Genomic DNA, 24,574 nt, shown 5'->3' with positions numbered 1-24,574 from the left:
CCCCGCCCACCATCTTACTTAGCGGCGTTCGAAGGCCTTCTTGACCAGAACATCCTGCTCCACGGCGTGGCGCTTGGCCGAGCCGGTGGAAGAGGCACCAGATGCCGGTGACCGCGTAGCCCATGATCAGGCCAGCCAGCGCGAGGGTACGGCCGGCACGCTCCTTGCCCAGCGCGATGTGGCCGAACACGATGGCCAAAACCTGCGGGACCAGCATGAAGCCGAACGTCACCACGGAGACGATGCCCAGCACCAGCGCCGCAATGCTCAGGCCCTTCGGCTCGGCCTGCGGCGTGTAGTACATCGGCTGGTTGTAGTCCGGTCCGCCGTACGGCTGCTGGCCGGTGTACGGCTGCGCGCCGGGGCCCGGCTGGTACGAGTACGGGTTCGCCGCTTCGGGCAGCGACGGCGGCTGGGGCAAGGCTTGGCCTGCGTTGGGATCCGTGTACCACCCCGGGTGCTTCGGATCGTTGAAAGGCGGCCTATTCTCCGTGCCGGACATAATGTTGATTCCCCCTGGGATTGATTCGCTGCTGCGCGCAGCTGCGGTGCTGCTTCCAGTCTAGGCGCGCGGGAAGATCGACGGCCATTGGGTCGGATCCGTCACGGAACCGCCACGGATCCGTGGTTTTTTGGCATGCTGGAGGCATGGCAAACCGTGCGGGCACAGTGGCCCTTCCCAGCGACCTTGTTGACCTGACCGCCTTGCGCGACGCGTACCTCGACGTCAAGCCCGATCCGGCCGACCCGTCCCAGCGCGTGGTTTTCGGTACCTCCGGGCACCGCGGCTCCAGCCTGAAGGCGTCCTTCAACGAGGACCACATTGCCGCCATCACGCAGGCGATCGTGGAGTATCGCGCGGGGCAGGGCATCGCCGGACCGCTGTTCGTCGGGAAGGACACGCATTCCCTCTCGGACCCGGCCCAGGACACCGCCCTCGAGGTACTGGCCGGAAACGGCGTCTCGGCGCTGGTCGATTCCCGCACCGGGTGGACCCCGACGCCGGCGGTCAGCCACGCGATCCTCACCCACAACGCCGCCCATCCGGATGCCCAAGCCGACGGGATCGTGATCACACCCTCGCACAACCCGCCCGGCGACGGCGGCTTCAAGTACAACCCGCCGCACGGCGGCCCCGCGGACTCGGATGCCACCGGGTGGATTGCCGCCCGCGCCAACGAACTGCTGGAGGCCGGCCTGCGCGGGGTCAAGCGGATGACAGTGGGGCAAGCCCGGTTCTCGGGGGCCATCGGGACTTACGACTTCCTGGGCGCGTATGTGGACGACCTGCCGCAGGTGCTGGACCTGGACGCCATCCGTTCCGCCGGCGTGCGGATTGGCGCCGACCCGATGGGCGGGGCCTCGGTGGACTACTGGGCCGCCATCGCCGAGCGGCACCGTCTGGACCTGACCGTGGTCAACCCGGCGGTGGACCCGCAATGGGCGTTCATGACCCTGGACTGGGACGAGAAGATCCGGATGGATTGCTCGTCGCCGTCGGCGATGGCCTCGCTGATCGACGCCGTGCGCGGTGGCGGCGCCGACTTCGACATTGCCACCGGCAACGACGCCGATGCGGACCGCCATGGAATCGTCACCCCTGATGCCGGGCTGATGAACCCCAACCACTACCTTGCCGTGGCCATCGACTATCTCTACAGGCACCGGCCGGACTGGCCGGCCGGTGCGTCCGTGGGCAAGACGCTGGTGTCCTCCTCGATGATCGACCGGGTGGCGGCCGGCCTGGGCCGGCAGCTGGTGGAAGTTCCCGTCGGCTTCAAGTGGTTCGTGCCCGGACTGCTCTCCGGCGAAGGCGTTTTCGGTGGCGAGGAGTCGGCCGGGGCCTCCTTCGTCCGGTTCGACGGCAAGCCGTGGTCCACGGACAAGGACGGCATCCTGCTGGCGCTGCTGGCCTCCGAAATCATGGCCGTGACCGGAAACTCGCCGTCCGAACTCTATGCAGGGCTGACCGAGAAGTTCGGGGCGCCGTCGTACGCACGGATCGACGCGGCGGCGACCCGGGAGCAGAAGGCAGCGCTGGCGAAACTCTCCGCCGCCGACGTGACCGCCACGGAACTGGCCGGCGAGGCGATTACCGCCAAGCTCACCGAAGCGCCCGGCAACGGCGCACCGATAGGCGGGCTCAAGGTCACCACCGACAACGCGTGGTTCGCGGCCCGGCCATCGGGCACGGAAGACGTCTACAAGATCTACGCCGAATCCTTCCGTGGCCAAGACCATCTGGTGCAGGTGCAGGCGGAGGCCAAGGCGATCGTGGACGCCGTCATCGCCTGACATCGTGCCACGGGCGGCCCCCGCCGCGGCTGCGAACGGTCAGCACGACACGGTACCGCTGTTCCGGCGGTAGGATGTCTCCCGGACATTTTCCCGCTGACTCCCCCGAAGAGGCCCACCATGAGCACGCCTGCAAAGTCTTCCCCGTTCCGTTGGGCCGTGCATGGCGACGGCAAGAACATTTCACCGGGCACGGTAGTCGGACCCCAGGAGCGGCTCACCTGGCCGCGCACCATCGGCGTCGGGGCCCAGCATGTGGTCGCCATGTTCGGCGCCACTTTCCTGGTTCCGCTGCTGACCGGATTCCCGCCATCCACCACGCTGCTGTTCTCCGGAGTGGGCACGATCCTGTTCCTGATCATCACGGCAGGCAGGGTGCCCAGTTACCTGGGCTCCAGCTTCGCGTTCATCGCCCCGATCGGCGCCGCCATGAACCAGCACGGAATGGGCGGAGCGCTCGGCGGCCTCATCATGGCCGGTGCCTTGCTCTTCCTGATCGGCGCGCTTGTGCACAAAGCCGGCACGCGCTGGATCAACGTGGTGATGCCGCCGGTGGTCACCGGCGCCATCGTGGCGCTGATCGGGCTCAACCTGGCGCCGGCCGCCAAGCAGAACTTCGAGAAGGGGCCCGTGACGGCGCTGGTCACCGTCGTCGCCATCCTGCTCGTCACGGTGTTGTTCCGCGGGCTGCTGGGCAGGCTGTCCATCCTGATAGGCGTGCTGGTCGGCTACGTGGTGGCCATCCTGCGGGGCGAGGTGGATTTTTCCAAGATCAATGACGCGGCCTGGATCGGTCTGCCCGAGTTCCACGCGCCCGAATTCCACATCTCCTTGATCGGGCTGTTCCTCCCCGTGGTGTTGGTACTGGTGGCAGAGAACATCGGCCACGTGAAGTCCGTGTCCGCGATGACCGGGCAGGATCTTGACCCCGTGACTGGCCGCGCACTGATGGCAGACGGACTGGCGACCGTGCTGGCCGGCAGCGGCGGCGGCTCCGGCACCACCACCTACGCCGAGAACATCGGCGTGATGGCTGCCTCCAAGGTCTACTCCACCGCCGCATACTGGGTGGCTGGCATCGTCGCCGTCCTGTTGAGCTTGCTCCCGAAGTTTGGAGCCGCCATCGCCACCGTTCCGGTCGGAGTCCTGGGCGGTGCCGGCGTCGTCCTCTACGGCATGATCGGCATCCTCGGGGTGAGGATCTGGGTCCAGAACCGGGTGAACTTCGCCAACCCCATCAACCTCTCCGTGGCCGGGGTTGCCCTGGTGATCGGCATTGCCAACTTCAAATGGACGGTGGGCGAACTCCAGTTCGAAGGCATCGCGCTGGGATCGGCAGCGGCACTGCTGATTTTCCACGGCATGAGTGCGGTGGCCCGCTGGCGCCACACCGAGCCCGTGGATTCCGTGGAAGACCAGGGCGTCAGGCCGTCCAAGCTCGGCTGATCAACCCGCACGGCAGCCACCTGTTTGCGCGGCCGGGCCCAGGACCGCCGCGCCCTAGACCGTGGGGACCCGTGGGGCTAGCGTTGCAGGCATCGCTCCCGCGGCGTCCGGTCCGGGGGATGTCACGAGGAGGAAAGCATGGCCAACCACGTCTACAACGTCACGGAAATTGTGGGTACGTCCCCCGACGGGATCGATGCCGCGGTTACCAATGCCATCGCCGAAGCCTCCAAGACGCTGCGCAACCTCGACTGGTTTGAAGTAAAGTCCGTCCGCGGCCACCTCAGCGAAGGCAGGGTCGCCGACTGGCAGGTGACCATCAAGCTCGGTTTCCGCCACGAAAGCTGACCGCGGCGGACTGGCTGCCGCCAGGCGTCCGGCGGACAAGGCGGGCGGGACCTGCATCCGGCGGGGCACGGCGGACGGGCCCGCCCGTCGCCGCGGGCTGCCCTCCCCCATTGTGCCGGGGTGGATGTGGTGGTGTGCTTGACCCATGAGCCAGCAACGTGATGAAGACAAATTGCCCGACGACGAGCATCTGCGCGACGACATCGGCGTCCCGGGGCCGGAGAACGACTCTGCCGCGAAGTTCGACGGTGAGCATTTCACCTCCAGCCTGCTCAATGCAGGGCAGCAGGTACCCGGCCTGAGCCCGGACGGCGAATACCGCCAAAGCGAGGACCCGGAGTACGAGAACGAACCCGGACAGGACGGCTTCGTTCCCCCCTCCGCCCCAACCGAGTAGCACGGCCGCGGCAGCGCCACCGCCGCATCCGTAGTCGCCGGGCCAACCGGCCGGCGGTGCGCCGGCCGGGGCTGGCTGCCGTCCTGGCGGTCGCCGGCCGAACAGCCCCGGTGGCCGTCAGGCGCCGTCGCCAGTGCTGCCGCGCCGGGCACTGCCCGCGGCGCGGTAGGCAAGGACCGTGGCCGCTATGGCCAGCCCGACGGCGATGATCCCGCACGGGTTGCACAGCGCGGTGGACATTCCCAGGGCGGACGGGCCGGCCAGCAGCGACATGATGGACGCGCCCCCTCCGGCGCCGCCGCCGAAGTCCGGTACGGTGAAACCGAAGGCGAGCGCCAGCAGCCAGGCCAGCGCCGGCACCACGGCGGCCCGCACCGGGAGCAGCACGCCCCGGCGCGCGGCCTCAATCAGCTTCACGCCGGTCAGCAACAGCAGGACCAGCAGCACCGGGCCCAGGCTGATGCCCAGCCAGAGCACCATCTGGCCGCCGATGCCAAACAGCACCCGTCCGGCCACCACCCACAGCGGCACCAGCACCGCCATCGGAAGAGCTAGCCACAGGACCAGGGTGCGGAGAAAGCCTTGGCGGACGGCCGAGGGCGGCGGGACGACGGTACTGCTCATGCCCTCATGATAGGCGTGGTCCTCGGGCTCAAGCCCCTTCGAGAGCCTGCTGCGTGGCCAACGTGACATAGCGCGCGGCCTGGGCCATAGCCTGTTCCCGGCTGCCTGCCGCCTCGACCACACTGGCGGCCGCGTGCACGCCGTGTTCGGCCAACTGGTCCGGCGCCAGATCGATCTGCCCGGCAACGACGACGGCGGGGATGCCCCGTGCCTGGGCACGCCCGGCGACGCCGAGCGGCGCTTTTCCGAATTCAGACTGCCGATCCAGCGTCCCCTCGCCGGTCAGCACCAGGTCTGTATCCGCCAAGGCAGCCTCAAGCCCCACCAGATCGGCGACGACGTCGAAACCCCGCTCCAGCCGCACACCGGCCAGCGCCATGAAACCGGACGGGAAGCCGCCTGCCGCGCCGGCGCCCGCCACGTTCACGTCGCGGCCGGTTGCCTTCAGCAGCAGCTGGGCCCACCGCTGCAGCGCCTCGTCGAGCAACCGCCGCGAGACCGCGTCGGCGCCCTTCTGTTCACCGAAAGCGTGCGCCGCCCCGTCGGGGCCGTACAGCGGATTCGAGACGTCGGCTGCCACCCGGAGCACGGTCTCCGCCAAGCGCGGGTCCACGCCGGAGGTGTCCAAGTGGTCCGCGGTCGCCAGGGCGGCGCCGCCGAGCAGGACTTCGGCGCCGCCGCCAGTGAGGATCTTCAGGCCGAGTGCGCGGAGGGCGCCGGACCCGCCGTCGGTCATGGCGGAGCCGCCGGCCCCCAGCACAATCTCGGTGGCGCCGGCATTCAGCGCCGCTTCAATCAGCTGGCCGCACCCGTAGGAATGGGCCGTGAGCGCCGACTGCACGCTGGGCTCGGTGAGAAGCAATCCTGACGCCCGCGCGGTTTCGATGACGGCAGTCTTGCCGTCCGGCCGCTCCAGCAGGGCCCAGGATGCGGTGACTTCACGCGCCAGCGGACCAACTACGCGCTCGCTGTGCTCGGTGGCACCGGCAGCGAGGGCCGCCTCCAAGGTGCCCTCTCCGCCGTCGGCCACCGGGAGCAGCTGCACGTGGGCGTCCGGGTAGACCCGCAGCACACCTTCGGCCATTGCGGCAGCCGCCTCGGCAGCCGACAAGGTTCCCTTGAACTTGTCCGGTGCAATCAAGACCTTCATGCAGACTCCCTCTGCGGCCAACTGCCGCGCTCAGCCATCACTTCGGCCAGAATATCCGCGCGGTCGGAGACTATTCCATCAACTCCCAGTGCGAGCAACCGTTCCATCTCTGCGCGATCATTGATGGTCCACACGTGCACCTGCAGGCCGGCGCGATGGCAGCGCCGCACGAACCCCGGCGTGACCACTGCAAACGGACCGTACTTCACCGGCACCTGCACCGCGTGCACCCGGGCCAGCCGCGCCAACCAGCCGGCCAAACCTACATACCTCAACAGGTATATTGCCAACGTTGCATATAAGCCGCCGGAGCCGGCCACGGGGCGGCTCAGCCCACGCAGCACGCGGAGGCGGCGCCGGTCGGAAAAGGATGCCACCAGCACCCGGTCGTGCGCGTCGTAGGCTTCGATCAATCGGGCCAATTCGTCGGCGGCCGCCATGTCCTTGACATCCACGTTGAGGTTCACGTCGGGCCAGGCTGCCAGCAACTCCTCGAACGTGGGGATCGGCTCGCCGGAAATCCGCACCTGCGCCAGCTGGCCGGCCGTGTGCGCCGCCAGTTCCCCGCGGCCGTCGGTGGTACGCTCCAGCGTCGGGTCGTGGAAGGCCACCAGCACGCCATCGCGGGTGGACCGGACGTCGGTCTCCAGGTAGGCGTAGCCGAGACCGACCGCCGCGCGGAACGCAGCCATCGAGTTCTCCCGCCCGTCCAACGAGAAACCCCGGTGGGACATGGCCAGGGGCCGGCCCTGCCCGGAACCGGGAAACGTAGGATTGAGGTACGGGCTGGCGCTGCTCACAGTCGGTACTCTACCGGCCCCGCCACGACCGCCGATGAGGAGGAACCGATGCGTCTAGCCGTGGTGCAGGCTGCCGGGCTACGCGGCGATGGGGCGCGGGTGCGATGCCGGCGCTGGCTGGAACAGGCCGCCGGGCTGGGTGCGCAGCTGCTGGTGCTGCCCGCGGGGTTCGCCCCGGACTTCCGCCGCGAGCTGGGCAGGCTCGCGGCGCGGCATCGGGTCGCAGTGGCGGCCGGCGCCATCGGCGAGGGCAACAGCGCCGAACTCTGGCTGTTCGACGCGACCGGCGACCTCCAAGCCTGCACCGACGCTGCCGCGGTCGTCCCGCTGGACGGGCTGCTCATCGGCCTGGCTACGGAGGACGACGCCGGCGCGGTCGCTCCGGGCACCGGCAGGTCCCGCCGGGCGGTCTCCGACGACGGCGCACAACTGCTCTTGGTGCCCGGCGGCAGTAGCGGGCGGGACTGCTGGTTCCGTGCACTGGCCCTCCGCGGGGCATCCGCTCCGGCGGTGGCCTGGAGCGGGCCGGGCCGCAGCTTCATCGCCGCGCCGGACACGGGAGTTGCGGCCGAGGCCGGCCCGTATGAGGAGCTGATCGTTGCGGACGTGGATCCGCCCCGGCGGAACCGGAGCGTGGGCCCCAGCTGGTTTGCCCGCCGGTACCTGGCCGAGCGTCCGGAAACCCGGCGCCAAGCGGCGCCTGCCGGAGCGGTGCAAGGCTCCTGAGCCGGGCCCGGGCAGCGGTCACGCCCCTTGCGGTGCCTGCCGCCGGCCCGCCAGCCGTTCCTCGATCACCTGGGCGACGCCGTCCTCGGCAAACGCCGGGGCGCGGAACGGAGCTGCTTCCAGGGCGGTGCGGTGGCCCGAGGCCATGGCGTAGCCGGCCCCTGCCCACCGCAGCATCTCGATGTCGTTCGGCATGTCGCCGAAGGCCACCACGTCCTGGGGACCAATGCCCAAGGAACCGGCGTACTCGGCCAGGGTCACCGCTTTGTTGAGTCCCGGCCGCGCCATTTCCAGCAGCGGGTTGCCGGGGGCGGAATGCGTCACCGCGGCCAGATGCCCCACCGCCGGGGCCACCTCGGCCAAGAAGTCGTCGGGGTCGATGTCCGTGCCGCGGGCCAGCAGTTTCACGACCGAGTCGGTGCCGCGCAGGCTTTCCGGCAGCAGTTCGGACGCAGTGCCGTCCAGAAGTTCCACCGAGCCGGGCTGCAGGAAGTTCGGTTCCAGCAGGAAACCCTCGGTGGTTTCCGCCGCGAACGTCACCGCCGGATGCAGGCCGAGGATGATTCGGCGCACCTCGAGGATGTTCGCGTAGGGCAGCGTCTGCGCCGAGAGCACGCGCTCGGACACCAGGTCGTAGACCACGGCGCCGTTGGAGCAGATCACCCGGCCGCGGTGGCCGATCTGTTCGGCCAGCGGAGTCAGCCAGCGCGGTGGCCGGCCGGTCACGAACACGATCTCAACTCCCGCGGCCGCGGCGCTGCGGAACGCCCGGACGGTGCGGGGGCTGATTTTGCCGTCCCGGCCGATGATGGTCCCGTCGAGGTCGCTGGCGATAAGGCGCATTGCACCAGTCTAGGAGTCTGGCCGGCGGCGGAGGGGGCGCTAGCCCAGCTCGTCGCGGCGGGGCGGATTCGCCCCTGCCCGGGATACCGTGACCGCCGCCGCCCGGGCAGCGTGCGCCATCACGTCTTCGAGGGTGGAGGATGCCATGTCCCGCAGCTTCTCGCGCCGGGCGGAGCCGGAGAACCCTGCGTTCAGCAGCGCATCGAGCAGCCCCGACATATACGCGTCGCCGGCGCCCACGCTGTCAACGACCACGGCCGCCGGTGCCGCGACCTTGGCCGTCCCGGCACGGACCGCTCCCCAACTGCCCTTCGCCCCGTGCGTGACCACCACGGCGGCCGGCCCCTGCTTCAACCACGCGCGGGCCGTGTCCTCGACGGCACGGTCCGGGTACAGCCACCGAAGGTCTTCATCGGAGGCTTTGACCACGTCGGCCAGCACTACGAACTTTTCGGCCTGCCGCCGGGCGAAGTCCCGGTCGGTGATCAGCGTAGGCCGGCAGTTCGGGTCGTAGCTGACCAGGGCCCGCGGATGGGCCCGCTGGACGGTCCTGAAAACGGTGTGGGCGCCCGGCTCCAGCATGGTGGCGACGGAGCCGGTGTGCAGCCAAACCGTCTCGTCGAGCAGCCGGGGCCGGGCCTTGTCGAGTTCCGGCAGTTCCCAGAGCAGGTCGAAAGAGTAATGGGCCGCACCGGTGGGGTCCAGGGTGGCGGTGGCGGTGCTGGTCGGCGACGCATCCGGACCCAACGGCACCAGCACGGAGTTGCGGCGCAGATGGCCGTGTACCAGGTCCCCGAACTGGTCCTTGCCGTACCGGCCGACGAACTGGACCGGGTGGCCCAACCGGGCCAGGCCCACCGCCACGTTCATCGGGCTGCCCCCGACATGCATGCGCGGCGGCCTCGTGTCGGAGCGGACTACGTCCACCAGCGCTTCGCCTATGACCGTGAGCACAGTGCCAACGTAGCAGAGCGCCGACGGTTGCGGCACCGGCTCAGCCCAGGCGGGCCAGCACCCCGCGGATGCGTGCAAACGCAGCAGAAGCAGGATCGATCAGCGCATAGTGGTCCCCGGGAACGGGCACCAGTTCGGCCGTCCCGCCGGCAGAGCGGGCGGCGGCGACATAGTTCCCGGACAGCTCCCTCGGCACGTCGGCGTCCTGGTCGGCGTGGAAGGCGTAGACGGGGACCGGCAACGGCACGTTCCGCATGGGATCGGCGAGCCGGTAGGGATCCGCCCCATCTGCGTCCACACCCTCCGGCCGACCGAGCAGGTTTTCGACCGCACCGTCGCTCACGCGCAGCTCGTGGGCGCGCGCCACATCCAGTACCCCGGACTGGCTGAGCACCGCGTCGAACTCCACCCGCGGGGCCGCGCCGGGCACCCGCAGGCCGGAGGCCTCCGACGGCAACCGGCCCCGTCCGGCGGCCCACACCGCCAGTTGGCCCCCGGCCGAATGGCCGAGCCCCACCACGCGCTCGCGCGCGAATCCCGACTCTTGCGCCACATCGGCGAGCAGGTCGATGCCGGAGGCAACGTCGTCGAATGTCTCCGGCCAGCCGCCGCCGTTGCCTACGCGCCGGTATTCGACATTCCAACAAACCCAGCCGCGGCCGGCGAGGTCCCGGGCCAGCGGGCGTCCGAGTTCGGCACCATAGGCGGCGCGCCAGTACCCGCCGTGGATAATGACGACGACGGCGGCGTGCCGGCGCCGGGCGGGCATGTACAGCTCCGCATACTGGCTGGGATCCGGGCCGTAGCTGTGCCGGGTACACTCCATCCCTGCACTTTAGCCCGCTGCTACGGCGCCCCGTTGGAGACGCTGTCTTCCACCTCGTCCGAGCCTTCCGCGTTGCCTTCGCCGGGCATCCCCGCCACGGTTGTCCCGCGGTGGTTCAGCTTCCACGGCGCCGGCACCAGGCGCCCGCCGGCGGAGGCGCGCCCCTCCAGCCGGTCGATCAGCAGGTCCACCACGGTGCCCACCAGCGGCTCGGGCCCTACCGAGCTCAGCGGCGGGTCGGAGTGGTGCCCCAGATCCGAGGTGTCCACGCCGATGATTTCCATCTCCTCCGGGATCCGGAGTCCGGCCGCGGTAGCGGAACCGGAAACGCACAGGGCCTCCAGGTCTGCCGTCGTGAAGAACGCAGTGGGCGGATCGGCCAACTTCAGCAGCGCGCCGGTCTCCTCATAGGATTCACGCCAGGACCCATGCGTTGCACGTATCAGGTTCTCGTCCAGCTCTGCACCGAGGTCGGCCATCGCCTGCCGGAACAATCCCAGCCGGGTACCCCGGGGGCCCGGAGCGGGCCCGCCCCGGTGCAGCACGGCGATGCGGCGGTGCCTGGCAGCAAGATACGCTGCCGCCTCGGCGATGCCGACCTCTGCGTCCACTGACAGCACGTCGAAGCCGTCAGGCTGCAGGAACTGCGACACGACCACCTGCGCCACGCCCCGGTCGGCGAGATCGCGCAGGGTGTGGTCTTCCTCGGGCGTTTCCGTGCTGAAACCCAAGATGGCCCCGTCCGCGCCGCCGGAGAGCATGAAGTTCCGCCAGGCCTCCTGGCCCAGCAGGACCACCACCCGGTACCCGTGCTCCGGCAGCACGCGGTTTGCAACCTCCGCCAGCTGCCGGTCCCAGGCCGAATCCAGGTTTTCCACCACGACGGCCACGGTGTCCGTCCGCCCGCGGCGCATGCCCCGGGCGGCGTGGTTGGGCACATATCCCAGCGACTTGGCCGCCTCGATTACGCGGGCCTTGGTCGGCTCGCTGATCCTCGTTGAACCCCCGTGCCGGCCGGACAAGACGTATGAGACTGTTGCCAGCGAGACTCCGGCCCGCTCGGCAACGTCGCGAATAGTCGGCTTAAATGAACTCCCCATGATGCGGTTCTGCCTTCTTCCCCAAGAAACATCCCCCGAAACTTCCCCCCAGAAGTTCCCCTTGGTAAAGACTAACGATTCATCGGCAGAATGATAGGGGTAGGGTAAAAATTTTTGAGCGGCAGCTCCGCGCGTCAGGCCTCAAGTTGCGGGATTTCGACCACGACATCCGACGGCTTCTTGTCCGGCCGGAAGCCCCGCCAGACCGGGTGGCGAAGCTTTCCGGATCCGGTGCGTTCGCTGAACTGGACCTCGCCGACGAGCGCGGGCCGCACCCAGTGCGCGTCGGAGGCGTCGGCCGACGGCACGCCCTCCAGCGGCGGGGTCTTGCGTGACATCTTCTTCAGCCGTGAACCGATCTCGGCCAGTTCGCGCTCCGTCAGGCCGGAACCGACGCGGCCGAGGTAGCTCAGCTCCACGCCGTCGGGCACGGCCACCAGCAGCGAGCCGACCTTGCGGGCGCGCGAGCCTTTGCCCGGCCGCCAGCCCACAATGACCACTTCCTGCGTCAGCTGGTTCTTGATCTTGATCCAACTCCTCGTCCGTAGGCCCGGCGCGTAGTTGCTGTCCGTGCGTTTGGCGATGATGCCTTCCAGACCGACCTCCCGGCTGGCTGCGACTGCTTCCGCCACGCTGGCGTCCAGCTCCGGCGGCACCTGGATGTGTCCGTCGTCCGGCGTTTCCACCGCTTCCTTGAGGATTTCCCGCCGTTGGGTGTATTCCAGCCCAAGTGTCGATGTTCCGTCCAGTTCCAGCAAATCGAAGAGGAAGTACTCCACCGGATATTTCGCGGCCGCGCGCTCGATGTCTGCTTTCCTGGTGAGGTTCATGCGGTTCTGCAGGCGGCCGAAATCCGGCCGCCCTTTGGCATCGAGGGCGACGATCTCGCCGTCCAGCACCGCGGTTTGGGCCAGGACATGGTCGGGCAGGTCCGCCAGTTCCGGGTAGGTCTTGGTCAGGTCGTTGCCGTTGCGGCTGACAAGTTGCACGTCCCCGTCGGCAACGACGGCGACGGCCCGGATTCCGTCCCACTTCATTTCGTAGGCCCAGCCCTCGTCCTCGTCGATGGAGGCCTCGGTGCCCTGGACGGCCAGCATCGGTTTCACCGGTTGCGGCGGCCCGGCGTCCCGGCCCGCGGAGCCGGCGTCCTCCGGCTTCACCGTGGTGCCGGCTGCCGGCTTGGCCTGGCGCCCGGACCCGCCGTCCTGCGCTGTCCCGGCGGCAGGACGCGGCTGGTCCTTCATCAGGTGCATCAGCCAATTGTCCTTGCCGTCCTCGCCGCCGGTACGGATCAAGGCGTACCGACGCGCACCGGAGGGGCCGCCGTCGTTGGCCAGGCCGCCGTCGGCGCGCCCGTGCAGCACGATGATGACTTCCTTGCCCTCGCGCCACTTCTCCACTTCGTAGGTGCCGCTGTCCCAGATCGTCATCACCCCGGCGCCGTATTCGCCCTTGGGGATGGTGCCCTCGAAGGTGGCGTATTCCATGGGGTGGTCCTCGGTGTGCACGGCCAGGTGGTTCTTGCCGGTCGAGACCGGCGGTCCCTTGGGCACGGCCCACGACACCATCACCCCGTCGTGCTCCAGCCGGACGTCGTAGTGCAGTCGGCGTGCGTGGTGTTCCTGGATGACGAAAACCGGTTCATCGTCCGACTCCCGCGGCTCGATCGCCGCGGGCACCGGTTCGGGCGTACGGTCCGGGTCGCGCATCGAACGGTACACGCTAAGCCGGTCCGACTCCGGCTCCGGCTTGTCCGGGCGGCTTTTTTTTGCCGCACCGTTCCCCTCGCTGCTTTTCACGGAACCCCGCGCGCCGCCGTCGTTCTCCGCGGCGGTCCGGCTGCCGCCGTCCCTGCCGTCGGTGTCCGGCTCCGCAGCTTCCTGCAACGACTGCTCGTCCGCGGTGCCTCCCGCCATGCCGGCCAGCGGGTCGCCCATCTCCTTGACGCGCTCCAGCACCTCGCGGAAATCGAGGTGCGCCAGGTTGGGGTCTTCCAGCTCGGCCCAGGTTCGAGGTACCGCCACGGTGGGGTGCGGCCGGCCGCGCAGCGAGTACGGGGCAATCGTGGTCTTGGCCCAGTTGTTCTGGCTCCAGTCGACCAGCACCTTGCCCGTGCGCAGCGACTTCTTCATGTCGCTGACCACGAGGTCCGGATGGTCGGCCTCCAGCAGGCGGGCCAGCTCGTGCGCCACCTGGCTAACGTCCTCCGAGGTCTGCTTGCCGTCCAGCCCGGCGTACAGGTGGATGCCCTTGGAACCGGAGGTTACCGGCCGCGGGTCGAGCCCCATCCCCTCCAGGATGTCTTTGATCAAGAAGGCCACTTCAACGCACTCCGCCAGCCCGGCCCCTTCCCCCGGGTCCAGATCCAGCACCATCCGGTCGGGATTGTTAATCTTGCCGCGCGGGCCGAACTTCCACTGCGGAACGTGGATTTCCAGGGCCGCAATCTGCGCCAGCCACGTCAGGGTGGCCCGGTCATTCGCCAGCGGGTACACATTGGTGTTGCTCTTGTGCTCGATGGTGTGCCGCATGACCCAATCCGGCGCGGACTTGTCCAGGTTCTTCTGGAAAAACACCTCGCCCGGTTCCTGCGCCGTCCCGACGCCGTGGACCCAGCGTTTGCGCGTGACCGGCCGGTCCGCCGCATGCGGAACGAGGAATTCGGCGATCTCGGAATAGTAGGCGATAACGTCCGCCTTGGTGGTCCCGGTTTCCGGGTACAGCACCTTGTCCAAATTCGTCAGCCTGAGCCGGCGTCCGTCAACGGCTACGGTCTCCTTCTGGCTGGATTTCTGGCTGGCCATACCGCCAGTCTGTCCGCCGGGTGGCCGCTTGGCTAGGGCCCCGCCTCTGGCTTTGTACCGCCCGCGGGTGTTCACTAGTGGCATGAGAGCCATCTGGAAAGGCGCGGTGGCGTTCGGGCTGGTCAACGTTCCCGTCAAGCTCTACAGCGCCACCGAAGACCACGACGTGAGCCTGCACCAGGTCCATGACAAGGATGGCGGGCGCATCCGCTACCAGCGCCGGTGCGAGGTCTGCGGCAAGACCATCGACTACCAGAACATCGACAAGGCCTACGACGACGGTGAGCACACCGTGGTGATCACCGACGAGGATTTCAAGTCCCTGCCGGTCGAAAAGAGCCGCGAAATCGAAGTGGTGGAGTTCGTCCCGAGCGACCAGATCGATCCGATCATGTTCGACCGCAGCTACTATCTGGAGCCGGATTCGAAGTCCACCAAGGCCTACGTCCTGCTCCGGCGGACCCTGGAAGAAACGGACCGGACGGCCATCGTGCAGTTCGCGCTGCGGCAGAAGACCCGGCTGGCGGCACTGCGTGTGCGCGGCAAGGTGCTGATGCTGCAGACCCTGCTGTGGGAGGACGAGGTGCGGGAGGCCAGTTTCCCGTCGCTGGAAGAAACCGTGCGGATCTCCGCGAAAGAGAAAGAGATGTCCGCCGCCCTGGTGGAGTCGTTCTCCTCCGACTTCACGCCCGGCGACTACACCGACGAATACCAGGAACAGCTGCGGACCCTGATCGAGGCGAAGCTGGAGCAGGGCGAGGCGCTGGACACGGAAAAGACCTTCGGCACGGACGAAGAGGAAGAAGGCGGCAAGGTCCTGGACCTGATGGAGGCGCTGCGCCGCAGCGTCGAGAAGAACCGGGAGGCCAAGTCTTCCGCCGGCAGCTCGTCCAAGAAGAAGTCCGGCTCCAAATCCGAGGCGTCAAAGGGCGCCTGACGCGCCATCGGTGCGGCACGACGGCGGGGCGGGGCAGGTGCTGCTCCCCCGCCGTTCGCCGCGGCTACTGCCGGTAGTTTTCCACTTCCCCAACCGGCCGGGTTTCTGCTTCGCCCGGGTCCTCGCCCGCCTTGCGCTTGGCCCGGCGCTGGCGCAGCAAGTCCCAGCACTGGTCCAACTGCTCCTCCAGGCGGCGCAGCTCGGCGGCGCGGGCGGCGGCCTTGTCCGGCTCCTCCGGCGCGGAGTCGCGCAGCTGTTGTTCCTTCTCGACCAGCGCGCTGATGTACTGCTGGATGTCCTGGTCCATGGCACGTCCCTCCTGGCGGTAGTCACCTCAGGCTACTTCGCGCGCTACCCGCGGGCTAGGGCAGCCGCCTCCTCAACGGATTGCGTTCTGTGGTTGACTTCCTGCAGGGCAAACCCGGTGACCAGCGACGTGGAGGAACAGAAGACTCATGGCATATGGCGAGCTCGACACCTCGTCCGGGGTACCCCTGTATCGGCAGATTAGGGAAATCCTGCGCCGGGAAATAACCGAGGGGATCGCGGATCCCCGGAAGCCCATGACCGAGGCGCAGTTGCTCAGCCGATTCGAGGTCAGCCGGGCGCCCATCCGGCAGGCACTCCAGGAGCTTGCCAGCGAGGGGTACATCTACAGGAAACAAGGCAAGGGGACGTTCCCCGTCGTCGGCACCAGGGTCCAGCGCCCGGCCGACGTGCGCTCGGGGGCCCTCTACCAGTACCTCGCCGAGAGCGGACTGCATCCTACGGGGAAAGTCGCCGGCATCGAGCGGGTGCAACCGCCTGGCCGGATCCGGGACCTCCTGGCGCTCGAAGCGCACGAACGGCTCCTGCATTTCACTCGCCTGATCTCGGTCGAGGATGAGCCTCTGGTCGAAGCCGACGTCTACATTCGGGCGCCGGAAGACTTCAGCCCCACGGCCGCGGAACTGGAACGCGCTGGCTCCGCCTTCGAGCTTCTCAAGAAAGAGTTCGGCATCGAGCACGTTCGCGCCGAACACGAAGCCTGGGCAACTGCGGCCACTGCCGAACAGGCGGCGACCTTCGGGGTGGGCCTGGGGAGCCCCTTGCTCGTCATCGAGACAATCTTCTTCACCACGGGCGACCTGCCCGCCGGCTGGCGCTCCGCGGTGCATCAGGCAGAGAAATTCAAGTACCGGTTCAGCACCAGCCAGTAGACGGCCGTGCGGGAATCCATCCGCTTTCCCAATCCCCAACCAGCGATGTTTTCCGCTCGATTGCCTTGACTTTGACATGACATCGTGTAAACCTAGTTGACAGGTAATCAAGGTCACATCAGCGTGAGGCCGGGCCCTTAGCGGGACGCCAGGCCTCGCGATGGACTGCCTCCTTCGTTTACTACCGCCTGCACCGGTTTCGGCGAGGAATGAATCCAGAGGTCGCGGTGCATGATCCTTCCCCGCGTGACGCCGGCCTTGGCGTGGCGTCAGACGAAAGGTTGTGCCAATGACGGATACAACGACAACCCCCCACCAGACGGCCAACACTGTTCTTGGCCCCGTTCCCGCCCATGAACTGGGTGTGGTCGCGGTCCACGAGGCCCTGCTCTCGGTGGTCCCGGGAGCCCAGTACGCCCCGGACATCAGCATGGACCGGGCGGAGATCTTCGAGGTCCTGGCCGCCAAGCTCACGGACTTCCGCGAGCACGGCGGCACCACCATCGTGGACAGCACCGGCATGTTCCACGGCCGCGACGTGAAGCTGTTCGAGGCGCTCTCGCGCTCGACCGGAGTGCACATCATCGCGTCCACGGGCATGGGTCCGGAGGAAATGCTCGGCGGCTACTTCCTCACCCCGCAGACCAACCCGCCCACGCCGTGGCCGGCCGAAAAGTTCGCCGACCTCTTCTCCAAGGAAGTCAGCGAGGGCATGGTCGTCCCGCGGGTCGAACGCCGCGGGGCCGCCGGACTGGTCACCACCACCGCCACCCGCGAGGGCATGACTCCCACCGACGAGAGCCTGTTCCGCGGTGCGGCCCGGACCGCCCTGGCCACCGGCATCCCGGTCTCCATCCGCTACGGCGCCGACGCCCTGCGCGACCTCGACGTCGTCCTCGACGAGAAACTGCCGTCCGGGCGGGTGCTCGTGGGCGGCCTCGACCGCCGGGACGCCGCGGCCGCCGGCGCCGCCCTTGAGGTGGCCCGCCGCGGCGCGTTCGTGGGCCTGGACCACGTGGGCCTGGACGACGACGGCGACTACCTCACCGACCGCGAGCGGGCCGGACTGGTGCTCGAGCTGGTCAAGGCCGGCCACACGGACAACGTCATCCTCTCGTCCAACGCGATCGGCGTGGCCAAGGGACAGCCGGACTACGACCTGCCCTTCAGCCACGTCCTGGCCACCTTCGTCCCCTTCCTGAAATCACTGGGCCTGGGCGACGACGACGCCCGCCGCATCCTGGTGGACAATCCGCGCAACCTGCTGACTGTGCGCTGAGCACCGCGGCCGCCATCAACAAGCTTTCGAAACTCCTGAGGTGAAGGAATGACCAAGGTCAACACCGTGCTGGGAACCATCCCGGCTGAAGAACTGGAAATCGTGGCAGTCCACGAACACATCGGCTACGGCATGCCCGGCTCCGAACTCGACACGAGATGGTGGAAGTCCCCGGAGCAGGCCTACGAGGAAACCGTGCCGAAGCTGCGCCAATTCCGCGAGAACGGCGGCGGCACCTTCGTGGACGCCACCGGCATCTGCAACGGGCGCGACGTCGACTACTACAAGTCCCTCTCCGCCAAGACCGGCGTGCATATCGTGGCCTGCACCGGCTTCGTCGGCGGCGACACCGCCCTGCCGCACTTCGCGCGGGCGTCGGTGGACTACCTGGCGAAGGTGTTCATCCACGAGATCACCGTGGGGATCGGCAACACGGGCGCCAAGGCCGGCGTCATCAAGGTCGGCGTGAGCCGCGGCGGCAAGATGACCGAACTCGACAAGCGGATCTACCGCGCCGCCGCCCGCGCCGCCGTCCTCACCGGCGTGCCGATCCTCACGCATCTGGCCATCGACCCCGAGCCCGCCGTGAACATCTTCAACGAAGAGGGCCTTGCCTTGGATCGCGTCCTCTTCGGCCACGCCGACGACGGCTTGAACGCCCCGATCACGCCACACGACTGGATTTACGAGCAGGGCGGCCGCATCGGCTTCGACACCTTCGGCTACGACCTCGAATTGCCCGACCCGCCGTTCTGGGGCCGCAAACGCGCCGAGCGCATGGAGCACTTCGTCAAGCTCGTGAACAAGGGCTACGCGGACAAGCTACTCGTCTCGGCCGACGCCAACTGCAGCCCGCTGGGCTGGCCGGGCGTGAAGGGCCACACCATCAACTACATCTTCGACGACATGATCCCGGACATGCGCGCCGCCGGCATCGACGACGCCACCATCAAGCTCCTCCTCGAGGACAACCCGGCCGATTTCCTCTCCATCAAGGCCTGACCCGCATCACTCCATCCGGCGCCACGCGCCGGCTCCGCTGCCGCCTACGACGACGGCGGCGGCGGCGGATCCCAACCCAACCCATTCACCCCGAGGACGCCAGCACCGGCGTCCAGTGAAGGAACACAGAACAATGCAGACTTCCGACATCCAGAACCTGAAGGTTGCCGTTGTGGGCGGCGGCTACGCCGGCGCTTCCGCTGCCCTGGCACTGCTGCAGCTCGGCGCCGACGTGCACGTCTACGAGCAGGCCCCCGAGCTTGGTGAAGTAGGAGCCGGCATCGGCCTGCGCCCGCCGACCGTCGAGGTACTGCGCAAGTGGGGCGTGTTCGAAGAGTTCGAGAAGGTCTCCGCTCCCTCCGAGGCCATCGAGGTTTATCAGGCCAACGGCGAGCTCATCGCCCGCGACCCGTGGCCGGGCATCAACGAGTACGCCCAGGTCAACCACTGCCGCATGGTCCACCGCGGGGACGTCATCGAGACCCTCCTGCGCCTCCTGCCGTCCGAGCGCGTGCACATCGGCCACAAGATGATCAGCATCGCCGATCACGGCAACTCCGCCACCGTGAAGTTCGAGAACGGCGTCGAGGTTACCGCCGATCTGGTGGTGGGCGCCGACGGCATCCGGTCCAGCGTCCGCAACCAGATCTTCGGTGAAGTCCAGCCGGTGTTCTCCCACACCATTGCCATGCGCGCCGTCATCTCCGCCGACGCTGCCTACGGCCTGGTGGAGAACGACAACTTCCGCGTCTACGTCGGCCAGAACGGCACTACCGTGTACTTCCTGCCGCTGCGCCACCGCAACCAGGTGTCCTTCGACATCACCGCACCGAGCGACGACACCGCCTGGGCACCGGAGGTCACGCACGAGTACGTCGCAGCGCTGCTGGAGGGCTTCGACGAACGCCTGCAGAAGATCGGCCAGGAACTGGACATCGCCTCGATGACCAACCGCGGCGTCTACGACATCGACAAGCAGCCAAACTGGCACACCGATAGCGTTGCCCTGGTGGGCGATGCCGCGCACGCCATGCTGCACCACCAGGGCCAGGGTGCGAACTCGGCCATGCAGGACGCTGCCTGGCTGGCCGACGCCATCAAGGATGGCTCCGACCTGCAGGAGGCCCTGCGCACCTACCAGGCCAAGCGCAAGCCCATCACCGACGTGCTGCAGGACATCTCCCGCAAGCCCTTCGACATCGGTGACTCCTTCCCGGAGACCACGTCCTTCGAGAAGGGGGCGGGTGTCGAGTGACCATCCATCCCGAGATCGGCAAACTCCTCGCCACGCTGCCGCCGTTCGACCACGGCACGCGGCCGGACCCCGAGGCCAAGCGCGCGGGCGACCTGGAGTTCGTCACGCCGCTGGAGGAGCGGCTGCCACTGACCGCCGTCGAGGACACCGTTGCGGCCACTGCGGCGGGCGAGGTCCCGGTGCGGATCTATACCCCGGCCGAGGCCGCGTCCTACGGACTGCTGGTGTACTTCCACGGCGGCGCGTTCTTCTCCGGAAGCCTCGAGACGCACGACCACGTCGCGCGGGCGCTGGCGAAGGAGAGCGGCCACAAAGTCATCTCCGTCGGCTATCAGCTGGCACCGGAGGCCGCCTTCCCGACCAGCCTGCAGGAGTGCTACGGGGTGGTCCGATGGGCCGCCGAGCAGGGCGGGAGCCTGGCCTGGGACGGAAAGAACCTGGCGTTGGCCGGCGACAGCTCCGGGGCAAACTTCGTGGCCGCGGTGACGGCGATGGCCCACGACGAGGGCTTCGATCGGATCACGCACCAGATCCTGTTCTACCCCTCGCTGGACCTGGACTTCGACGAGGACCGCTACGCCTCGCTGCGGGAGAACGCCACCGGCTATGGCCTGGAGACGCCGGCCCTGGCGCCGTGGAACTCCTTCTATCTTGAAAGCGGCGCGGACCCGGCCGATCCGCTGGTCTCCCCGATCAAGCGCGAGAACCTCGCCGGCCTGCCGAAGGCACTGATCATCACCGCGGAGTACGATCCGCTGCGTGACGAGGGCGAGCTCTACGGCCAGCGCCTGAAGGACGCCGGCGTGGACACCACCGTCAGCCGCTACGCGGGCGCCAACCACGGGTTCATCCAGAACTTTTTCTGGATCCCGGAAATGTACCGGGCCTACCAGGAGGCGGGCGGGTTCCTGAACCGGGGCTGACCCCGCCCGCCCCACACGCATCCGCGGCGCGCACCCAAGGGTGCGCGCCGCCGTCGTTGTTTTGGTGCGGTAGCCCGTCAGGCGTTCTTGCCGTACAGCTTGCGGTAGCCGTGCAGCGTGGTGAAGAACGGCGAGGGCTCCAGCGACGGATCCCCGGTATAGCCGAGCTCCTCGGCCACCGAGGCAAACGGCGAATAGGGCGAGCCGGTCTCCTGCAGGCCGCCCTCCAACGATCGGCGGGCCGCATCGCGGACCCGGGCCTCGATATCCAGGCTCTCCTGCAGGGCCTGCCGGGCCGCGGTGCCGTCCATCCCGATGTCGAACGGCACACCCTCGGTGTTGCGGTAGGGGTGGCCAAGGTACAGGCGCTCGGGACGGATCTCGTCGCGCAGGTACCGGAGGCTGGCCCGGTAGGCATCCGGGTCCTCATAACCCGGGAAATGGTTGGCGGCACCGTGGACCTGGACTGAGTCGCCGACAAACACGGCGTTCTGCCCGTCCACCACGTAGGCCACGGAGCCGGCGGTGTGACCGGGGATGTGATGCACGGAGACGGTGACATCTGAGCCGAGGCTGAGGGTTTCGCCGCCCTCCAGGAGCATGTCCGGCTCCATCTCGCCCGAGATGGCATGCCCGGCTGCCCTCACCTGCTCCTCGATGGCGTTCGGATTGTTTAGGTATCGCTGGCGGACGTCGACGTAGTTCTGCACGTGCGCCTGCCGGGAGCGCAGCAACGGGGCGTCCGCGTGGTGGATGGCAACCTTTGCCTTCCGGCCGGTGAGCTCCCAGAGGGCGTGGGCACCCCCGAGGTGGTCGATGTGGCCGTGGGTCAGCAGGATCCACTTGACGTCCTCGATGCGCCGGCCCAGCTTCTGCAGCTCCGGCACCATGCCCTCGGCCGGTGACGTGGTGATGCCCGTGTCGACGATGGCCGGCTCGGGCGCGTCGATGAAGAAGCTGTAGAGGCCGAAGCGGCCCCACGGCGAGACCAGCGGATGGATTGTCACTTCTTGCGTCATTGTTCTCTCCTCAGCTCCGGGACCCGTTCACGGTCCTGATGGTACGGCGCCGCTGCGCGGGACCTCTGCCCTTCCGCGGCCGGCCTTACGGGGTTGCAGGCCGGGGCCCGTTTCGACCTCATCGTCTCTTGGCTTGCGCTTTATTATAATAATATGATCGAGTCACGCTCTGGAGAGCGAGTCGGCCAGCGGGATGCCTGGCACTCGAACGTTGACAAGGAAGTGCACACTCATGACTGATTTCACGACGTGGAATGCCGGTGGGGAGACGATCAAGATCCGCAAGGACCTGCGGATCCCGATGCGCGACGGCGTCGAGCTGGCCGCGGACACCTACCAGGGCCTTGAGGACAAGCCCCGGCCGGCACTGGTGGCCCTGAGCCCGTACGGCAAGGAGCTGCAGGCGCTGGCGCTGACCACTCCCCCGCAGCGGCGTCCGAGTCCGATGTGGGACGGCTGCATCGAGGCCGGCGACATCGCCCGGATCGTCAAGGAGGACTACGTCCACGTCATCGGCGACCTGCGCGGCTCCGGTGACTCCGGCGGCGAACACATCGGCAACTACAACGCCGGTGGCGTCTCGCTGGGCCAGGACGCGTACGACTTCATCGAATGGGTCGCCGAACAGCCGTGGTGCGACGGCAACGTCGGCATGGTCGGCATCTCCTACTTCGGCTCCATGCAGGTGTTGGCTGCGGCCGAACGCCCGCCCCACCTGAAGGCGATTTTCGTCAGCGGCGGCCACTACGACTTCTACGAAACCACCTACCACGGCGGCATCATGTGGTTTATGCCCCGTGCCGCCCGCGAAGGCCGAGGCGGAGACTCGGGCTGGGCCTTCACTGACAACGTCAAGTCCCGCATGATCGAAAAGTACTCCCCCGAGGAGCTCAAGAAGCTGGTCGCCAAGCGCCTTGAGGACCCTGATGTCGCCGCCTGGCCGAACCTCGTCCACGTGCTGCATTACCCCAAGAACCACGAAGCCTGGTTCGACATTGTCATGAATGAGCTGGACGGCGAATGGTACGAGGAGCGCAACCCGATCACGCTCGCCCCGAACATCGACATCCCGGTCTGGCTGCAGATCGACCAGGGGCGCGGCTGGACCATGGACGGCACCATCGAGCTGTACAACTCGCTCAAGGGACCCAAGAAGCTGACCATCGGCCCCTACCCGCCCATGCAGTCGCGCCCCTTCATCGAGGAGCACGACAAGATGTTCCGCTGGTACGACTACTGGATCAAGGGCATCGACAACGGCGTGATGGACGAGCCGGCCGTGAGCGTTTTCGTGGAAGGTTCCCGCGAGACCGTCGAGGCGGACCAGTGGCCGCCGAAGGAGATCGAGTACAAGTCCCTGTACCTGCGCCCGCGCCACAAGCTGTCCGCCGAGCCGGAGCTGATGGGCATGGAGTACGCGGCCCCGGACGGCTTCTACCAGGCGCCGCTGACGGTGACCGACAAGGTGGAAATCCTCAGCTGGAGCACCGGGCCGTTCGAGGAGGACACGGAGATGATCGGCACCGGCGCGGCGCACATCTTCGCCGAGATCGACCAGCCGGACTCGAACTTCATCCTGCGCCTGTGGGACTACGCCCCGAACGGCAGGCGCCGGCTGATCACCACCGGCTACCTCAAGGCCTCGCACCGCGAGCTCGATGAGGAGCGCACCAGCGAGGGCAGCCCGATCCACCCGCACACCCGTGCCGTACCGGTGGAGCCGGGGAAGATCGAGGAGTACGTCCTGCGCCTCTACCCGTTTGCCAACACCTTCAAGCCGGGACACAGGCTGGTCGCCGAACTTTCCAACGGCGAGCCGCTGGCCGACGAGCACAACGCACTGCTGCCCCCGGACGCCTTCCACCTCCCGGTGGGACGCCCGGTGACGCACAAGATTTACCGCGACGCCGCACACCGGTCCCGACTGGTCCTGCCGTTCACCGCCCGCAAGGCGGGAGACCAGGCGAACTGAGGCCCGGGCGGCACCCGCTGCCGACCGGCCCCTCCCCAACCTGAAGCGTGAGACATCCTCCGGCCGTGATGAACCGGCCAACCCTGAATATCACGGCCGGAGGTTCTTACCGCGCCTCTTATGCTTATGGAATGGAAACAACGGAGCACGGCAAGGCGCGGAAAGTCGTCGAGGACAACCGCGATCTGGCCGTGGCCTTGATCGACATCTCCTCCGATGTCCGCCGAAAATCCCATGAGAATTCCGGCGTCCCGTTGCTGCCCAACGGCATGGTGGACATCATGCGGGTCATTGAAGCGCACCCCGGAATAACAGTGGCCGAGGTCGCTGCCAGGCTTGACCGCCAGTTCAGCAACGTGAGTACGCAACTGCGCGAACTGGTAGCGCGCGGGCTGGTGACGCGGATCCGCGATGCGGCGGACAAGCGCTATGTGACCCTGCACCCCACTGACGAGTCCCAGCGCATCATGATCCTGCTGGAAACCGCGTGGGCGGAAACGCTCGGGGCGGCTGCAGCCAGGCTGCACCCCGAGGAACAGGATCAGATCGCCGCCAGCCTGCCCGCCCTCCAGCGCCTTGCGGCCCTGATCAACGAGCCGGACCAACGGTAAGCCGTCGGGCGCGCTTTCTTTTGCCGCTATACTTATACTTTTGTAAGTATTAGCTGGCCCAGGT

General features: G+C 67.9%; 24 protein-coding genes. 13 read left to right on the top strand and 11 right to left on the bottom strand.

Annotated features, from left to right (window positions below; genetic code table 11):
• Positions 1–421 (bottom strand): DUF4190 domain-containing protein (locus AC5RV3_RS16410; RefSeq protein WP_494123017.1); only part of this gene is annotated, 421 nt, incomplete at its 3' end.
• A gap of 227 nt (positions 422–648) precedes the next feature.
• Here AC5RV3_RS16410 and pgm point away from each other — a divergent pair.
• From pgm to AC5RV3_RS16390, 4 genes are all read left to right on the top strand, one after another.
• A complete protein-coding gene (pgm, locus tag AC5RV3_RS16405; RefSeq protein ID WP_494123016.1) occupies positions 649–2,295 on the top strand; it encodes a phosphoglucomutase (alpha-D-glucose-1,6-bisphosphate-dependent) in 1,647 nt (548 codons plus the stop codon).
• A 120-nt stretch (positions 2,296–2,415) separates the two neighbouring features.
• Positions 2,416–3,741 carry a uracil-xanthine permease family protein gene (locus AC5RV3_RS16400; protein ID WP_494110975.1) on the top strand — a complete coding sequence of 442 codons (1,326 nt, stop codon included), beginning with the start codon at positions 2,416–2,418 and terminating at the stop codon, positions 3,739–3,741.
• A 138-nt stretch (positions 3,742–3,879) separates the two neighbouring features.
• On the top strand, positions 3,880–4,089 hold the full coding sequence (locus tag AC5RV3_RS16395) for a dodecin (protein ID WP_494110974.1): 210 nt from the start codon (positions 3,880–3,882) through the stop codon (positions 4,087–4,089).
• 145 nt (positions 4,090–4,234) lie between these two features.
• Positions 4,235–4,486, top strand: a complete 252-nt coding sequence (locus tag AC5RV3_RS16390; protein ID WP_494123015.1) for a hypothetical protein — start codon at positions 4,235–4,237, stop codon at positions 4,484–4,486.
• Between the two features lie 117 nt (positions 4,487–4,603).
• On the opposite strand, the gene AC5RV3_RS16385 is transcribed toward AC5RV3_RS16390, so the two are convergent.
• Genes AC5RV3_RS16385 through AC5RV3_RS16375 form a run of 3 tightly spaced genes read right to left on the bottom strand, consistent with a single transcriptional unit; the run spans position 4,604 to position 7,060 of the window.
• Positions 4,604–5,110: a hypothetical protein gene (locus AC5RV3_RS16385; RefSeq protein ID WP_494123014.1), complete on the bottom strand. Its 507-nt coding sequence runs from the start codon at positions 5,108–5,110 to the stop codon at positions 4,604–4,606.
• Positions 5,111–5,138: 28 nt separating this feature from the next.
• The gene (locus tag AC5RV3_RS16380; RefSeq protein WP_494123013.1) at positions 5,139–6,260 is read right to left on the bottom strand and encodes a glycerate kinase; all 1,122 of its coding nucleotides are present in this window, start codon (positions 6,258–6,260) and stop codon (positions 5,139–5,141) included.
• Positions 6,257–7,060 carry a glycerophosphodiester phosphodiesterase family protein gene (locus AC5RV3_RS16375; RefSeq protein WP_494123012.1) on the bottom strand — a complete coding sequence of 268 codons (804 nt, stop codon included), beginning with the start codon at positions 7,058–7,060 and terminating at the stop codon, positions 6,257–6,259. Before AC5RV3_RS16375 ends, AC5RV3_RS16380 begins: the two co-directional genes overlap by 4 nt.
• Before the next feature lie 48 nt (positions 7,061–7,108).
• Here AC5RV3_RS16375 and AC5RV3_RS16370 point away from each other — a divergent pair, with 48 nt between their 5' ends.
• Positions 7,109–7,786: a hypothetical protein gene (locus AC5RV3_RS16370; RefSeq protein WP_494123011.1), complete on the top strand. Its 678-nt coding sequence runs from the start codon at positions 7,109–7,111 to the stop codon at positions 7,784–7,786.
• Between the two features lie 18 nt (positions 7,787–7,804).
• Here the strand turns inward: AC5RV3_RS16370 and AC5RV3_RS16365 are convergent, their stop codons facing one another.
• The 5 genes from AC5RV3_RS16365 to AC5RV3_RS16345 form a co-directional block, all read right to left on the bottom strand.
• On the bottom strand, positions 7,805–8,629 hold the full coding sequence (locus AC5RV3_RS16365; protein WP_494123010.1) for an HAD family hydrolase: 825 nt from the start codon (positions 8,627–8,629) through the stop codon (positions 7,805–7,807).
• Between the two features lie 39 nt (positions 8,630–8,668).
• Complete coding sequence (locus AC5RV3_RS16360) at positions 8,669–9,583, bottom strand: carbohydrate kinase family protein (protein ID WP_494110967.1); 915 nt, start codon at positions 9,581–9,583, stop codon at positions 8,669–8,671.
• Between the two features lie 40 nt (positions 9,584–9,623).
• The gene (locus AC5RV3_RS16355) at positions 9,624–10,409 is read right to left on the bottom strand and encodes an alpha/beta hydrolase (RefSeq protein WP_494123009.1); all 786 of its coding nucleotides are present in this window, start codon (positions 10,407–10,409) and stop codon (positions 9,624–9,626) included.
• A 20-nt stretch (positions 10,410–10,429) separates the two neighbouring features.
• A complete protein-coding gene (locus AC5RV3_RS16350; RefSeq protein ID WP_493988436.1) occupies positions 10,430–11,509 on the bottom strand; it encodes a LacI family DNA-binding transcriptional regulator in 1,080 nt (359 codons plus the stop codon).
• A gap of 134 nt (positions 11,510–11,643) precedes the next feature.
• Entirely contained in the window at positions 11,644–14,313 is a 2,670-nt protein-coding gene (locus tag AC5RV3_RS16345; RefSeq protein WP_494123008.1) for an ATP-dependent DNA ligase, read from the bottom strand.
• Between the two features lie 82 nt (positions 14,314–14,395).
• Between AC5RV3_RS16345 and ku the strand changes: the two genes are divergently transcribed.
• A complete protein-coding gene (ku, locus tag AC5RV3_RS16340) occupies positions 14,396–15,250 on the top strand; it encodes a non-homologous end joining protein Ku (protein ID WP_494106982.1) in 855 nt (284 codons plus the stop codon).
• Positions 15,251–15,314: 64 nt separating this feature from the next.
• Here the strand turns inward: ku and AC5RV3_RS16335 are convergent, their stop codons facing one another.
• Positions 15,315–15,557: a DUF2630 family protein gene (locus AC5RV3_RS16335; RefSeq protein WP_493988433.1), complete on the bottom strand. Its 243-nt coding sequence runs from the start codon at positions 15,555–15,557 to the stop codon at positions 15,315–15,317.
• A gap of 148 nt (positions 15,558–15,705) precedes the next feature.
• Here AC5RV3_RS16335 and AC5RV3_RS16330 point away from each other — a divergent pair, with 148 nt between their 5' ends.
• The 5 genes from AC5RV3_RS16330 (at position 15,706) to AC5RV3_RS16310 (ending at position 20,908) form a co-directional block, all read left to right on the top strand.
• Positions 15,706–16,449: a GntR family transcriptional regulator gene (locus AC5RV3_RS16330; RefSeq protein WP_494123007.1), complete on the top strand. Its 744-nt coding sequence runs from the start codon at positions 15,706–15,708 to the stop codon at positions 16,447–16,449.
• Positions 16,450–16,738: 289 nt separating this feature from the next.
• Positions 16,739–17,728: a phosphotriesterase family protein gene (locus tag AC5RV3_RS16325; protein WP_494123006.1), complete on the top strand. Its 990-nt coding sequence runs from the start codon at positions 16,739–16,741 to the stop codon at positions 17,726–17,728.
• 48 nt (positions 17,729–17,776) lie between these two features.
• Positions 17,777–18,730 (top strand): phosphotriesterase family protein, encoded by a 954-nt coding sequence (locus tag AC5RV3_RS16320; RefSeq protein ID WP_494123005.1) that lies wholly within the window; start codon positions 17,777–17,779, stop codon positions 18,728–18,730.
• 133 nt (positions 18,731–18,863) lie between these two features.
• Positions 18,864–19,985 carry an FAD-dependent oxidoreductase gene (locus tag AC5RV3_RS16315; protein ID WP_494123004.1) on the top strand — a complete coding sequence of 374 codons (1,122 nt, stop codon included), beginning with the start codon at positions 18,864–18,866 and terminating at the stop codon, positions 19,983–19,985.
• Complete coding sequence (locus AC5RV3_RS16310) at positions 19,982–20,908, top strand: alpha/beta hydrolase (protein ID WP_494123003.1); 927 nt, start codon at positions 19,982–19,984, stop codon at positions 20,906–20,908. The genes AC5RV3_RS16315 and AC5RV3_RS16310 overlap by 4 nt, the downstream gene beginning before the upstream one ends.
• A 77-nt stretch (positions 20,909–20,985) precedes the next feature.
• Here the strand turns inward: AC5RV3_RS16310 and AC5RV3_RS16305 are convergent, their stop codons facing one another.
• Entirely contained in the window at positions 20,986–21,927 is a 942-nt protein-coding gene (locus AC5RV3_RS16305; RefSeq protein WP_494123002.1) for an MBL fold metallo-hydrolase, read from the bottom strand.
• 232 nt (positions 21,928–22,159) lie between these two features.
• Between AC5RV3_RS16305 and AC5RV3_RS16300 the strand changes: the two genes are divergently transcribed.
• Both AC5RV3_RS16300 and AC5RV3_RS16295 read left to right on the top strand, forming a co-directional pair.
• Positions 22,160–23,899, top strand: a complete 1,740-nt coding sequence (locus tag AC5RV3_RS16300; protein WP_494123001.1) for a CocE/NonD family hydrolase — start codon at positions 22,160–22,162, stop codon at positions 23,897–23,899.
• A gap of 131 nt (positions 23,900–24,030) precedes the next feature.
• Positions 24,031–24,510 (top strand): MarR family winged helix-turn-helix transcriptional regulator, encoded by a 480-nt coding sequence (locus AC5RV3_RS16295; RefSeq protein ID WP_494123000.1) that lies wholly within the window; start codon positions 24,031–24,033, stop codon positions 24,508–24,510.
• The last annotated feature ends 64 nt before the right edge of the window (positions 24,511–24,574 follow it).

It is taken from the genome of Arthrobacter sp. Y3221114 (assembly GCF_059092625.1).
This window is presented reverse-complemented; position numbering and strand designations above follow the sequence as displayed.

Coding starts and splice junctions, on each gene's coding strand:
- AC5RV3_RS16385 (WP_494123014.1), bottom strand. CDS start 5,110: ATGAGCAGTACCGTCGTCCCGCCGCCCTCGGCCGTCCGCCAAGGCTTT.
- ku (WP_494106982.1), top strand. CDS start 14,396: ATGAGAGCCATCTGGAAAGGCGCGGTGGCGTTCGGGCTGGTCAACGTT.
- AC5RV3_RS16390 (WP_494123015.1), top strand. CDS start 4,235: ATGAGCCAGCAACGTGATGAAGACAAATTGCCCGACGACGAGCATCTG.
- pgm (WP_494123016.1), top strand. CDS start 649: ATGGCAAACCGTGCGGGCACAGTGGCCCTTCCCAGCGACCTTGTTGAC.
- AC5RV3_RS16335 (WP_493988433.1), bottom strand. CDS start 15,557: ATGGACCAGGACATCCAGCAGTACATCAGCGCGCTGGTCGAGAAGGAA.
- AC5RV3_RS16365 (WP_494123010.1), bottom strand. CDS start 8,629: ATGCGCCTTATCGCCAGCGACCTCGACGGGACCATCATCGGCCGGGAC.
- AC5RV3_RS16355 (WP_494123009.1), bottom strand. CDS start 10,409: ATGGAGTGTACCCGGCACAGCTACGGCCCGGATCCCAGCCAGTATGCG.
- AC5RV3_RS16380 (WP_494123013.1), bottom strand. CDS start 6,260: ATGAAGGTCTTGATTGCACCGGACAAGTTCAAGGGAACCTTGTCGGCT.
- AC5RV3_RS16305 (WP_494123002.1), bottom strand. CDS start 21,927: ATGACGCAAGAAGTGACAATCCATCCGCTGGTCTCGCCGTGGGGCCGC.
- AC5RV3_RS16395 (WP_494110974.1), top strand. CDS start 3,880: ATGGCCAACCACGTCTACAACGTCACGGAAATTGTGGGTACGTCCCCC.
- AC5RV3_RS16315 (WP_494123004.1), top strand. CDS start 18,864: ATGCAGACTTCCGACATCCAGAACCTGAAGGTTGCCGTTGTGGGCGGC.
- AC5RV3_RS16330 (WP_494123007.1), top strand. CDS start 15,706: ATGGCATATGGCGAGCTCGACACCTCGTCCGGGGTACCCCTGTATCGG.
- AC5RV3_RS16400 (WP_494110975.1), top strand. CDS start 2,416: ATGAGCACGCCTGCAAAGTCTTCCCCGTTCCGTTGGGCCGTGCATGGC.
- AC5RV3_RS16345 (WP_494123008.1), bottom strand. CDS start 14,313: ATGGCCAGCCAGAAATCCAGCCAGAAGGAGACCGTAGCCGTTGACGGA.
- AC5RV3_RS16325 (WP_494123006.1), top strand. CDS start 16,739: ATGACGGATACAACGACAACCCCCCACCAGACGGCCAACACTGTTCTT.
- AC5RV3_RS16300 (WP_494123001.1), top strand. CDS start 22,160: ATGACTGATTTCACGACGTGGAATGCCGGTGGGGAGACGATCAAGATC.
- AC5RV3_RS16370 (WP_494123011.1), top strand. CDS start 7,109: ATGCGTCTAGCCGTGGTGCAGGCTGCCGGGCTACGCGGCGATGGGGCG.
- AC5RV3_RS16320 (WP_494123005.1), top strand. CDS start 17,777: ATGACCAAGGTCAACACCGTGCTGGGAACCATCCCGGCTGAAGAACTG.
- AC5RV3_RS16350 (WP_493988436.1), bottom strand. CDS start 11,509: ATGGGGAGTTCATTTAAGCCGACTATTCGCGACGTTGCCGAGCGGGCC.
- AC5RV3_RS16295 (WP_494123000.1), top strand. CDS start 24,031: ATGGAAACAACGGAGCACGGCAAGGCGCGGAAAGTCGTCGAGGACAAC.